The 12,547-nt window shown below is 65.4% G+C and carries 11 protein-coding genes and 1 pseudogene; 7 read left to right on the top strand and 5 right to left on the bottom strand.

Annotated elements, in window-relative coordinates:
- The 6 genes and pseudogenes from B3T59_RS08885 to B3T59_RS08860 all read left to right on the top strand — a co-directional run.
- Positions 1 to 193, top strand: a pseudogene (locus B3T59_RS08885) (acyl-CoA dehydrogenase); the annotation flags it as partial.
- Entirely contained in the window at positions 190 to 1,296 is a 1,107-nt protein-coding gene (locus B3T59_RS08880; RefSeq protein WP_287002036.1) for a bifunctional MaoC family dehydratase N-terminal/OB-fold nucleic acid binding domain-containing protein, read from the top strand. The pseudogene B3T59_RS08885 and the gene B3T59_RS08880, both read left to right, overlap by 4 nt.
- Positions 1,297 to 1,312: 16 nt before the next feature.
- Positions 1,313 to 1,723 carry a MaoC family dehydratase gene (locus tag B3T59_RS08875; protein ID WP_287002035.1) on the top strand — a complete coding sequence of 137 codons (411 nt, stop codon included), beginning with the start codon at positions 1,313 to 1,315 and terminating at the stop codon, positions 1,721 to 1,723.
- Positions 1,723 to 2,898, top strand: coding sequence for a lipid-transfer protein (locus B3T59_RS08870; RefSeq protein ID WP_287002034.1), 1,176 nt, complete (start codon positions 1,723 to 1,725; stop codon positions 2,896 to 2,898). Before B3T59_RS08875 ends, B3T59_RS08870 begins: the two co-directional genes overlap by 1 nt.
- A gap of 63 nt (positions 2,899 to 2,961) precedes the next feature.
- Entirely contained in the window at positions 2,962 to 4,608 is a 1,647-nt protein-coding gene (locus B3T59_RS08865; RefSeq protein WP_287002033.1) for an AMP-binding protein, read from the top strand.
- A gap of 84 nt (positions 4,609 to 4,692) precedes the next feature.
- Positions 4,693 to 5,898 (top strand): alpha/beta hydrolase family protein, encoded by a 1,206-nt coding sequence (locus B3T59_RS08860; protein WP_287002032.1) that lies wholly within the window; start codon positions 4,693 to 4,695, stop codon positions 5,896 to 5,898.
- 26 nt (positions 5,899 to 5,924) lie between these two features.
- On the opposite strand, the gene B3T59_RS08855 is transcribed toward B3T59_RS08860, so the two are convergent.
- A complete protein-coding gene (locus B3T59_RS08855) occupies positions 5,925 to 7,238 on the bottom strand; it encodes an SLC13 family permease (protein ID WP_287002031.1) in 1,314 nt (437 codons plus the stop codon).
- Positions 7,239 to 7,257: 19 nt separating this feature from the next.
- Complete coding sequence (locus B3T59_RS08850; RefSeq protein ID WP_287002030.1) at positions 7,258 to 8,970, bottom strand: MFS transporter; 1,713 nt, start codon at positions 8,968 to 8,970, stop codon at positions 7,258 to 7,260.
- Positions 8,971 to 9,129: 159 nt separating this feature from the next.
- On the opposite strand from B3T59_RS08850, the gene B3T59_RS08845 reads away from it, so the two are divergent.
- Positions 9,130 to 9,270, top strand: a complete 141-nt coding sequence (locus B3T59_RS08845) for a hypothetical protein (RefSeq protein WP_168431241.1) — start codon at positions 9,130 to 9,132, stop codon at positions 9,268 to 9,270.
- A gap of 23 nt (positions 9,271 to 9,293) precedes the next feature.
- On the opposite strand, the gene B3T59_RS08840 is transcribed toward B3T59_RS08845, so the two are convergent.
- The 3 genes from B3T59_RS08840 to kstD all read right to left on the bottom strand — a co-directional run bounded on the left by B3T59_RS08840 (position 9,294) and on the right by kstD (position 12,458).
- A complete protein-coding gene (locus B3T59_RS08840; RefSeq protein ID WP_287002029.1) occupies positions 9,294 to 9,725 on the bottom strand; it encodes a DUF6918 family protein in 432 nt (143 codons plus the stop codon).
- A 141-nt stretch (positions 9,726 to 9,866) separates the two neighbouring features.
- Positions 9,867 to 10,730: a MaoC/PaaZ C-terminal domain-containing protein gene (locus tag B3T59_RS08835; RefSeq protein ID WP_287002028.1), complete on the bottom strand. Its 864-nt coding sequence runs from the start codon at positions 10,728 to 10,730 to the stop codon at positions 9,867 to 9,869.
- Between the two features lie 3 nt (positions 10,731 to 10,733).
- Entirely contained in the window at positions 10,734 to 12,458 is a 1,725-nt protein-coding gene (kstD, locus tag B3T59_RS08830) for a 3-oxosteroid 1-dehydrogenase (RefSeq protein ID WP_287002027.1), read from the bottom strand.
- Positions 12,459 to 12,547: the final 89 nt, after the last annotated feature.

Below are 12,547 nucleotides of genomic sequence, written 5' to 3'. Positions count from 1 at the left end.
GGTGTGTCGGATGATCGACGAGATCATCGGCCGTTACGGGGATTTCACCGATCCCGAGACCGCGGAGCTGGTGGACTGGCTCGACGTTCAGGAGAATAGAAACGTGGTGATCTCCTTCGGAGGTGGCGTCAACGAGGTGATGCGCGACATGATCGCCACCGCCGGACTGGGCCTGCCGAGGGCGAAGCGATGAGCGCCACTCCTTCTCCTTCTTCCTCTGCTGGTCGAGCGGCTCCGAGGAACGAGGAGCGTGTCGAGACCATCCGCACCGCCGCGCAGGCGATCATCGACGCCGGGCCGAGCGCGCCGACGCTCGGGCGTGACCCGGTGAACACCCCGATGATCAACAACTGGGTCGAGGCCATCGGAGACACGAACCCCGTCTACGTCGACGCCGACGCCGCGCGTGCCGCAGGACATTCGGGGATCGTCGCACCTCCTGCCATGGCGCAGGTGTGGACGATGCGCGGGCTGAACGGGCGGCGTACCGTCGACGATCCGCTCGGCCGGGCGTCGGAGCTCTTCGATGAGGCGGGTTACACCTCCGTCGTGGCCACCAACTGCGATACCACCTATCATCGCTATCTCGATGTGGGAGAGCAGGTCTCGCTCTCGGCTGAACTTCTCGACGTCGTCGGTCCCAAGCAGACGGCACTGGGGGAGGGTTGGTTCTTCACCACGCGCAACACCTGGTCGGTCGACGACGAGGTGGTCGCCGAGATGGATTTCCGCATCCTGAAGTTCCGGCCGCACGACGACGCCGCGACGACCGCCGACACCGAGGCCGGTGGCGTACCCTCCGATCTCGATCCCTCACGAATGTTGCGTCCCAGCGCATCTCGCGACACCGAGTTCTTCTGGGAAGGCGTCGCCGCCCACGAACTGCGCATCCAGAAACTCGACGACGGAACGCTACGTCATCCGCCGATACCCGCGACCTGGAAGCCTCGACTACCCGACGGCACGGTGCCGGTCACCGACTACGTCGTCGCGGCAGGCACGGGAACGGTCTACAGCTACGTGGTGCATCGCGCACCCAAGGTGCCCGGGCGCGAACTGCCTTTCGTGGTCGCACTCGTAGAACTCGACGATCTCGACGCGGTAGAAAGCGGCGACGGTGTACCGCTCTCCGCGCCCGTCCGAATGCTCGCCGAGTTGCGCGACGTCGACCCCGCCGACGTGCACATCGGACTGCGCGTCGAGGCGATGTTCCTCGACTTTCCCGCCGACGAGGAGTCGGGCACCGACGCCTGGACGTTGCACGCGTGGCGCCCTACCGCACAGGAGGCACAGTGACCACACAGGAGGCCCAGTGACCACCAGCGCGATTCCCGCTGTCGAAGTAGGAACGACGTTGCCGCCGTTGACAATCGACGCGACACCAACCTTTATCGTGTCCACAGCGCTGGCAACCCGTGACTTCCAGGACGTGCATCACGACCGCGATCTCGCTCAGGCCAAGGGATCCAAGGACATCTTTGTCAACATCCTGACCGACACCGGACTCGTCGAGCGATTCGTCACCGACTGGGCCGGTCCCTCATCGCGGATTCGTTCGATCAAGCTCACACTCGGTGTGCCGTGGTACGCCTACGACTCATTGACCTTCACCGGCGACGTGACCGGCGTCGACGACGATCTCATCACCGTTGCCGTCACGGGAACCAATGCACTTGGTAAGCACGTGATCTCGACGGTCACGCTCACGTGGGGAGGTCGCTGATGGGGAAGCTGTCGGGGGCAGCAGCGATCGCAGGCATCGGCGCCACCGAGTTCTCCAAGAACTCCGGACGCAGCGAACTACGATTGGCAACCGAGGCGGTGCAGGCAGCGCTCGCTGATGCCGGCCTGACCCCCGCCGAAGTCGACGGGCTGGTCAGTTTCACCATGGACACCAACTCAGAGATCGCCGTCGCCCGCGCGGTGGGAATCCCCGAGCTCACGTACTTCTCGCGCATTCACTACGGCGGAGGTGCGGCATGTTCGACGGTGCAGCAGGCGGCGATGGCTGTGGCCACGGGTGTCGCCGACGTCGTCGTGGCGTATCGGGCGTTCAACGAGCGGTCGGGTTTGCGCTTCGGACAGGTGAATTCGGCCGTCGCCAACCAGGAGAACTCGTCGGGTACCGACAACGCGTTCAGCTATCCGCACGGGTTGTCGACCCCGGCGGCGTTCGTCGCCATGGTCGCGCAGCGGTACCTGCACGAGTTCGGCGCCACGAGTGAAGATTTCGGACGCATCGCCGTCGTCGACCGCAAGCACGCGGCAACCAATCCCGAGGCGTTCTTCTACGGCAAGCCCATCACGTTGGACGACCATCAGCAGTCGCGCTACATCGCCGAGCCGTTGCATCTGCTCGATTGCTGTCAGGAGTCGGACGGCGGCGTAGCGATCGTCGTCGTATCGGCAGACCGCGCACGCGATCTACCGAATCCGCCTGCCGTGATCTCGGGGGCGGCGTCGGGCAGCGGCGTCGACCAGTTCATCATGACGAGCTACTACCGGGACGAACTCGCCGCATTGCCCGAGATGGGCTTGGTCGGGCGGCAACTATGGGAGCAGTCGGGATTGCGGCCGGACGACATGGACGCCGCGATCCTCTACGACCACTTCACGCCGTACACCCTGTTGCAGTTGGAGGAGTTGGGGTTCTGCGGCCGCGGCGAGGCAAAGGATGTCGTGCGAGAGCCGGGCGCGCTGGAAGTCGGTGGTCGGCTCCCGTTGAACACACACGGAGGTCAGTTGGGGGAGGCCTACATCCACGGGATGAACGGGATCGCCGAAGCGGTCCGGCAACTGCGCGGCACCTCGGTGAATCAGGTGCCGGGCGCTCAGCGGGTGGTGGTCACGGCCGGAACAGGGGTTCCGACAAGTGGTTTGGTGCTGACGGCGGCGTAGGCGCCGTACAGGACGGAGAGAGATGACGGGTCACAAGCAGTGCAGCAAGAGGAGCCAGCAGCAATGAAATTCAACCTCGCCGATGTCTTCGAGACTGTCGCCGATTCGGTCCCCGACCGCATAGCCCTCAGCTACGGCGGACGGCAGATCAGCTATGCCGAGCTCGATCGACTTTCGAGCCAGGTCGCGCACATGTTCGCCGCGCACGGCATCGGACTCGACGACAATGTGTCACTGTTTCTCAAGAACAGCGTCGAACACGTCACCAGTCTGCTCGGCCTGCTGAAGGTCCGTGCGGTGCCGGTGAACGTCAACTATCGCTACACAAATGCCGAGCTGGGATACATCTTCGACAATTCCGACTCGCGGGGGATCGTCGTCGAGGAGCCGGAGCATCAGCGCAGCGTCGCCACCTTGCTGCCCGAATTGCCGCTCGTGCGAACGGTATTCGTCATCGGCGAGATCGTCGACGAACTGCGCGCGGCGGCCGACAGTCTGCGCGATGGACGCTCTGTACAGATAGTGTCGTTCTCTGATTCGGAGAAGCTCTCCGACGCAAAGGACTTCGAGCCACGGACCGGCGACGAACACTACCTGCTGTACACGGGTGGCACGACCGGCTATCCGAAGGGCGTGATCTGGCGACACGACGACTTCTTCCGCAAGCCGATCTCCGGTGGCAACCCGTATGGCGAGGCGCGCAAGGATCTTGCCGAAGTCGGTGCGGCGGTGAAGGATTTCCCGTCGATCGCCTTCAACATCGCCGCACCGCTGATGCATGGCGCGGCGTCGTATTCGTTGTTCACCTTCCTCACGCTTGGCGGTCGGTTGGTGCTGATGCGCGACTTCGATCCGGCCGCAATCGTGTCGGGCATCGAGGATGAGCAGATCCAGATCATCCTCATCGTGGGCGATGCGATGGGAATGCCGCTCGTCGAGGAACTCGAGCGTCGCAAGGGCGACGTCGATCTGTCGTCGCTGTTCTCGATCACCTCGGGCGGTGCGATCTGGTCGCAGCACGTCCGTGAGCGGATGGCGGCGGTCAAGCCGGATCTGGTGCTGCGTGACAATTTCGGGGCGTCGGAGTCGGGCAACGACGGCGAGATCGTGATGGACGACAACGGCAACCTTCGGGTGCCGCCGACGGACAAGATGATGGTGGTCGACGAGTCGCTCAACGAGATCACGCCTGGCTCAGGCGATGTCGGCTACATCGCGCGAATCGGCAATGTGCCCCTCGGCTATTACAAGGACGAGGCCAAGTCGGCCAAGACATTTCCGACACTTCCCGACGGCCGTCGAATCTCGGTGCTCGGCGACATGGGAACAGTCGAAGCCGACGGCACCATCGTGTTTCTCGGGCGTGGTTCGCAATGCATCAACACCGGTGGCGAGAAGGTCTACGCCGAGGAGGTCGAGGCGTCGCTGCACGCGCACCCGGCCGTGGCCGACGCTCTTGTCGTGCCGGTACCCGATCCCAAATACGGACAGCGGGTCGGAGCAGTCGTCGCCGTTGCCGTCGGTGAGCCGGAGCCGACGCTCGAAGAGCTGCAGACGCATTGCCGCGAATCGCTGGCGGGCTACAAGGTGCCGCGCCTCGTCGTCTTTGTCGACGAGGTCAAGCGGACGCCCGCGGGCAAGGCCGACTACAAGTGGGCGAAAGCCACCGCGGCCCAAGCTCCCGCGGCCCCGGAGTCGGCAGGCGTCTGACTTACACTCGGCCCGACAGAGCATCCACCAGGCGTAACGCAGCGCCCACTCTGTCGACCATTTGCCGCGCGAAGGTGCCGCCCAATGTATACAGTGTTCATCGTGAGTCAGCGAAGCAGGGTCGGGCGTCGGGTTGGCGTGATGGTGTCGGCAATGGCAGTGGCTGTTGCGACCGTGTCGGCGGTGGCCGGCGCCCCGCCCGCACATGCGGTCCCGAGCGGTGCGTCGGGCGCTGTGGTGTCCACCGAGCCGCTTCCGGCGCGCATCACCGTCCCTGGTGCGGTCGATGCGAAGCGAATCACGTACTGGACCAAGGGCGTTCGCGATGTGCCCGCGCTGTCGAGCGGTGCTGTCTATCTCCCGCCGGGCACTCCTCCCAAGGGCGGCTGGCCGGTGATCGCGTGGGCGCACGGCACTACCGGCCTCGCCGATCACTGCGCCTACTCCATCGGCGGGCCGGTCGCCGTCGAGCGTGACTGGGAGTACCTCGGCGCGTGGATGTCCAAGGGATACGCGGTGGTCGCCTCGGATTATGTGGGGCTCGGCACGCCGGGTAACCATCCGTATCTGAACGGTCGGGTCGAGGCGCACAGCATCGTCGACAGCGTGAAGGCGGCACGGCAGGTGTATCCGCAGCTATCGCGCAAGTGGGCGGTCGTCGGGCAGTCGCAGGGTGGCGGAGCCGCGATCACGACGGCTCGCTACGCAACCCAGTTCGGTGGCAAGGATCTGGACTATCGGGGCGCCGTCGGGACCGGCGTTCCGGCATACATCGAGAATCTCGTTGCGGCGCTTGGTCGTCCGTCGCCGGTCCGACTAGGCGGGTTCTCGCCCAACACGACGATCTACGTGATGTACATTCTCTCCGGACTGCGCACGTCGTTCCCGGAATGGAACATCAACTCGTTCCTGACCCCGTACGGACGGTACTGGGTCGACAAGGCCGAAACCCTGTGCGACTCCGACAACGAGCTCGGCGGTCTTGTCCGGTCGCAGAAGGTCGATCCCGGAAAGCTGTTGAGCCGCCCGCTGTCGGATATCCCCGGATTCCAGGCGAAACTCACCGACTACATGGGCATCCCCGAATCCGGCTACGACCGACCGTTCTTCATCGGGCAGGGCGGCCTCGACACCGATGTGAACGCTCCCGGAGTGTTGCTCCTCGTGTCGCGACTCAAGACGAACAACCAGCCGGTCACGTTCCGGTTCTATCCGAACCAGGACCACAGTGGCACGGTCAATGCGTCGAAGGGTGACTCGATCCCGTTCGTGGCCAAGCTCTTCGGCTGACCCGCACGGCAAAAGTCCTGCCGGGCTCAGCCGAAGGCCCGCAGCCCGACCCACAGTGCGATCACGGCGGCGACCAGTGTCAGCGGCACCGATACCATTCCGAGCGACAGGTAGACACGCGACGACGTCGACGCCGAGTGTCGACGCATGACGTCACGCCACAGCAGATTGGCCAGCGACCCGAACACGGCCAGGTTGGGGCCGATGTTCACACCGAGCAGTATCGCGAGCACCAGCGCCGGTTGACCCGCCACGAGCGGGACGAGCAGCAGCGTCGCCGGAAGATTGTTGAACAGGTTGGCGGCGATCGCTGCGATCACCGCGGCACCCAGCAGCGCGAGAAGTCCTGCCCCGGAGGGCATCAGCGTCGAGAAGATATCGCCCACGGGGCCGTTGCGCACGGGCAGGATGATCACACCCAGCGCGGCAACGAAGATCAGGAATGGGACTCCTGCGGCGCGGACGGCGTCGACGCATGTTGCGGCCGGTGCCCGCCACAGCGACGGCAACGCCATGACCAGCGCCCCGATGCCCGCCACGGCGGCCAGCGGGACACCGAGAGGTTCTGCGACGACGAATCCCACGAGAAGCACGCCGAGTGCGGCCAACGTCAGCAGCGGCGCTCGTGGCGACTCGCCTCCTCCTGAGTGGTCGTGCGCCACGTCGGGTACATCTGGTTCGGGAGGGTCGTCGACCTCACGTTGTCCACGGGGAGACCGCAGGTCTGCCGCGAAGAACCACCGAAAGACGAGATATTCGACGACGATCGCCGCGACCCACGGCCATGCCATGATGGCGGCGAAGCGTGTGAACGACAGCCCGGCCGCGCCGAAGGCGAGCAGATTGGTCAGGTTGGAGACGGGTAGAAGCGTCGAGGCGCTGTTGGCCAGATGGTTGCTCGCGTAGGCGATGGGTGTGACCCGTGCGCCGATGTGTCGTGCGGTCAGCACCGCCACCGGGGTCAGCAGGACGATCGTGGTGTCGAGGGACAGTACAGCGGTCGTGATGGCTGCCACCACGAACACGATGCGCAGCAATCCGATCGCCGAACCGTGACTCCACCTGGCCAGTACCACCCCGACCCAGGCGAAAACGCCTGCGCGTGCGCAGATCTCGGCGACGACGAGCATCGCCGCGAGAAACCCGATCGTCGGCAGCATGAACCGCACCTCCGCCAGGGCGGTGTGCCAGTCGACGAGACCCAGCGCGACGACGAGCACAGCCGCCGGAACGGCGACAACTGCGGCGGGGACGCGTGTGACCGATACGGTGGCGACGATGGTCACGACCATCACGACGACCGCGACCACGGTGCCGAACGCGCTGCTCGCCTCGATCACCGGAGCGAGCCTACGCTGCTCACCTGTCCGTGGAGCGTTGCCTGTCGCCGTCGGCCCAGCCGAACTCGTCGGTCCCTGTCACAGGTTCCCCCTCGCCGGTTCCGGTACCGGTGTCGGTATCGGTGACCGCGACGACACGACGAGGAGCGAGCCACAGCAACACGGCTGCGCCTGCGACGAGGACCGCTCCGAGGACGACGCACGCCTGATTCATCGGCGTGACGAACGCGTCTTGCGCGCCGTCGAGGACGGCCCGTGCCAGACCGCTCGCCTGCGCGGGAAGTCTGTGTGCCACCTCGGTGGCCTCCGCCAGTGACTTGCCGATGCGAGTCGACGCCTCGTCGGCCTGGGCGAGAAGCGCCTGGCCACCCGCCGTGTCGCCGGCGGCGATGCGTTGGCGTCCGGCGGCGTCGAGTTGGTCGCGTGCGAGTGCGCTCGTCGGCCCGATTCGGGCGGAGTACCCGGCCGCGAGCAGCGACCCGGCGATGGCGATCCCAATGGCCGCACCGAGTTCGCGCGCTGTGTCGTTGACCGCTGACCCGACGCCCTGGTTGTCCAGCGGTGTATTCGACATGATGGCCGTGGTCGACGGTGCGGTCGCGAGTCCGATACCGATCGCGACGACACCTGTCATCGCCGCAAACACCGGGTAACTGTCGTAGTCGATGAGCCCGAGGAGCAGCATGCCGATGCCTGCGACGAGGATTCCGCCCGCGAGCACGAAACGCAGCGAGTGGAACCGCACGGCGACCCAGTTGCCCACGAGAGCGAAAGCGCTGACGCCGATGACCATGGGCATCAGTGCGAAAGCCGATTGCAGCGGGGAGTAGCCCATCACCAGTTGCAGTCGCTGCAACATCAGATAGAAGGCGCCGAAGGATGCGAAGAACTGCAATGCCACCGAGAGTGCGCCGGAACCGAAGGCGCGGTTGGTGAACAGTCGGACGTCGAGCAGCGGGTCGTTGATGCGTAGTTCCGCCACGCAGAACGCGGCCAACAGCACCAGTCCGCCGATCAGGGCGAACAGTACGAGCGCGTCACCCCAACCCCGGTGCGGTGCTTCGAGAAGACCGAAGACGATCCCGGTCACGCCGAGGACCGAGAGGGCGGTACCGCCGAAGTCGAAGCGTCCGGGGTCGCTGTCGCGGGAGGTCCCGATCGTCAGGCACAGCAGGGCTGTCACGAGAGCCGATGCCGCGAATGTGATGAAAATCGAGTGCCACGAGAAGAATTCGAGCAGTACACCGGTGACGAAGAATCCCGCGATCGCTCCGGCACCAGCCACCGCAGCCCAGATGCTCACGGCGATACTGCGCTTGTCCGTGGGCACGCCGGAGGTGATCAGCGACAGCGTGGTGGGCATGATGAGCGCCGCTGCGGCGCCCGCCAGGATTCGGGTGCAGATCAACTGGGTGGGATTGGTGGTCCAGATCGCCAGCAGCGAGGCTACGGCAAAAATGACGAGACCGACGATCAGGACCTCGCGCCGCCCGAACCGGTCGCCGATGGCGCCTGCCGGAAGTAGAAGTGCCGCAAGGGCTAACGTGTAGCCGTCGACGATCCATGTCATCTCGCTCGAGTCGGCGCCGATATCGACGGCGATGTCGGCCAGAGCGGTGTTCAGTGCGGCCATCGCCGCGACCACCATGCTGACCGCAGCGCAGGCGATCAGAATCAGCCATGCCGCACGTGTGTTCTCGCGGGTCGGTGTTGTGCGTGTCAGCCCGGCCATCTCGTCCCCGTGGGTATCGTGTCGAGGTTATTCGCGACACGCTGCCGGGAAACACCCCAAACTCCTGCACCATGTGACACATTTATCACTGTAGTAACACACCGGGAGTATTCGACAAGGTAGTTGGCGGGTGTCCCGGACGATCGAAAGTGAGAGATCATGGCCTCATCCCAGGTCGCATCTTCACGAGCAACCGACACGACGCCGGTCCGCCTGCACATCTGGCGGGTGTTGTCGATGCTGGCCGCGCTGATCGCGGTCGGTGTGGTGTTGGTTCTCATCCTCACCTCCGCGGCCTAGCGCGACCAGCCGACACGTCGGACTCAGCCTGCGTACTTCTCGACGACTGCGCCGACTCGCGGAAGTGCCGCGGCCACATAGTTTTTCGCCTTGCCGCGCAGCGAGTTGTATGCCTTCGCCAGTGCAGGCTTGGCATTCGATACCTGGTCGTCGGTCACCTGCAGCAGCGCTTCGGAGGCCGTGTCGGAATTGTTCGCGAGATGATCGCCGAACGCGACTCCCGCGGGCTTGCTGTCCCAGAACGGTTGCAGCGCAGCGAGAAAGTCGGGCAGCAACTGATCGGTGGCCCGAGTCACGATGTCCGGCTTGATCTTTTGGACTGCGCCGTATGCCGCTTTGACAGCGGCTCCGCTGAGGCCCTTCTGCTCCGACACCTCGGCGTCGATCACGCCGACGAAATCGTTGACCACTGCCGGACGGTTGGCTCCGAGCAGTGACTGCAGCGAATCGCTCATCGAATCTCCTTCTTGGTCCGTGGCACGGCCACGGCAGGTTGCGGGAATGACCGTCAGTGACCTTATCGGTTCCGGCCGCGATGGTGCGCGCTGGCGGCATCCGGTCTTCGACGTCGAATTTCCGCGACTCCCGTCGACTGCTCAGCGGCGTTTGTCCACGACCACGTTCGCCAGCGCCGGGGCGTTCTCGCGGTCGATCACGGAGGCCGTCACCAGGAGCCTGTCGGCCTCGTCCCACACCGCGACGTCGAGAGTCTCACCCGGGAACACCACGCCCGCGAAGGTTGCCGAGAAGTCGGCTACCGCAACGACATCACCCCCGAGGAGTTCGTCGACGACGGCCCGGCACACCGATCCATACGTGCACAGGCCGTGCAGAATGGGCCGTGGAAAGCCTGCGGCCGCGGCGAATGCCGGGTCGGAGTGCAAGGGATTGCGGTCGCCGCACAACCGGTAGAGCAGCGCCTGATCAGGCAGCGTGAGGACCTGCAGGGTGACATCGGGTGCTCGGTCGGGAAAAGCGACTTTGCTCGACGCTCCGCGCTCACCTCCGAAGCCACCCTCGCCCTTGGCGAAGATCGACGACCGCTCGGTCCACAGCGGTTCGCCTGTCTCGTCGACGGTGACGCCCTCGGAGATGATGACCGCCGCGGACCCCTTGTCCTGGACCTCGACGATTCGTTTGCGTGTCGTCGCCTTGCCCTCCGGCGGTAGTGCTCGGTGCGCGGTGATCTGCTGGCTGCCGTGGACGACCTTCGCCAGGTCGATGTCGATGCCGGGGAAGGAGACCGTGGGAGCCTGCGTCGCGTGGAACGTCGCGGCGACCGTCGCGAACGTCGGTAGCACCTTGGGGGCGGCGTCGTCGACGTAGCGCAGGCCGTCGGCGTCGAGCGGATCACGGGCTGCTCCGACGGCGAGGTGGTAGAGCGCGACGTCGGATGCCGTCCACGAGAAGGTGACCTCGGGCAACTCTGCCCCGACTGCGACCGATGGATCGATGGGCACGGCTTACGCTCCTGCCGTCGTCGATGTCGGGGTTGCCTGCCCGGTGTTTGCGGCGGCGTCGAGCGCGGCGAGGTATCCGAAGACGAGCGCGGGGCCGATGGTGGCGCCGGGGCCTGCATAGGTGTGGCCCATGACCGGGGCGCTGGTGTTGCCCGCGGCGTAGAGACCCTCGATGACCGAGCCGTCCGGTCGCAGCGCGCGGCCCGACGCGTCAGTGTCGATGCCTCCCTTCGTGCCGAGGTCTCCGGGCACCATCTTGACCGCGTAGAACGGCGCCTTGCGGACCGGCCCGAGGCTCGGGTTGGGCTTGTTGGTGATGTCGCCGTAGTAGTGGTCGTAGCCGCTCTCGCCGCGATGGAAGTCGGCGTCGACGCCGGACTTCGCGAATCCGTTGAAGCGTTCGGTTGTCGTGGTCAACGCGTCGGCAGGGACGCCTATCTTGTCGGCGAGCTCGGAGATCGTGTCGGCTTTGACGACGACCCCGGAATCAAACCACTTCTTGGGCAACGGTTGTCGCGCGTTGATCCCCGCGAAGAGGTACCGGTTGCGGCACGTCTGGTCGAAGATCAGCCAGCCGGGCACGTTCTCTCCCGGGCCGTCGCCCTGGCCGAACTCGCCGCCATACATCTGGTGCACGGCCTCCACGTAGGGCAGTGATTCGTTCATGAATCGCTCGCCGCGCATGTTGACGATGAACGTGCCGGGGACGGAGCGTTCGGAGAGTGCGAACCACGGCCCGCGCGGCAGGGGAATGGTCGGCCCCCACCAGGCGTCGTCCATCAGCGACACCGCAGCACCGATCTTGATGCCCGCGTTGATGCCGTCACCGGTGTTCGACGGCGCGCCCGTCGTCCAGTCGGACCCGATCGGTTCGCGCTGATACTTGCGGCGCATCTCGACGTTGCGCTCGAAGCCGCCGCAGGCGAGGATCACGCCTTTCTCGGCGCGGATGTCGAACTGCTGACCGCCGGATTCTGCTCTCACCCCGACGACACGGCCGTCATCGGTGAGAAGGTCGACGAGGCCGGTGTTCAATCGCAGTGGCACGCCAGCCTGTCGAACGCCGAGTAGCAGTTCGGCGGCGAGCGCCGCGCCCATCGCGATGAGTTTCTTGCCGCGCGCGCGTGCCCAGAAGAATCGACCGCCGACCTTGGCCATCCGCGCCGGGCCGCGCCAATGGCGTATGCCGGTGTTGAGCCAGCGGTAATCCGATTGCAGCACAACCATATTGAGCGGCGCCTTGGTGTACTGCGGGTGCAGGGTGTCTAGGTCGTCGCCGAGTGCTCGTGCATCGAAGGGGCGAGGTTCGACGCTGCGCCCGCCCAGCCGACCGCCCGGCGCTTCGGGGTAGTAGTCGGAGTAGTTCTTCACCCACTCGAGGTCGAGAGGGGCGTGCTTCATCAGGAAGTCGAGCGCCTCGGGGCCGCGGTCGATGTAGGCGTCGATGCGGTCCTCGCGTGCGTGCTCGCCGATGATCGCCTTGACGTACTCGCGGGCCCGCTCGGGTGTGTCGTCGACGCCGTCGCGCTTCAGTACGGAGTTGTTCGGAATCCAGACGCCGCCACCCGAGCGCGATGTCGAGCCTCCCCAGTACGGCGACTTCTCGATGATCACCGTCGTGAGGCCCTGCGCCGCAGCGGTGATCGCGGCACTCAGCCCTGCCGCGCCCGCACCCACGACAATGACGTCGTAGGTCTCTGGTTGTCCTTGCTCGCGCTCGCCTGCCATCGGGTTCCCTTCGTGCTCCGCGGTGGAACGTGTTCTATCTACGAATTAGAACACGTTTCAGAAATGTGGCGCCAGGGTGTGGGAGAGTC

This window comes from Gordonia sp. UBA7860 (assembly GCF_002500165.1).
Classification (GTDB): Bacteria; Actinomycetota; Actinomycetes; order Mycobacteriales; family Mycobacteriaceae; genus Gordonia; species Gordonia sputi.
The sequence above is the reverse complement of the archived record's forward strand: the minus strand, read 5'-3'. Positions and strand labels throughout refer to the sequence as shown.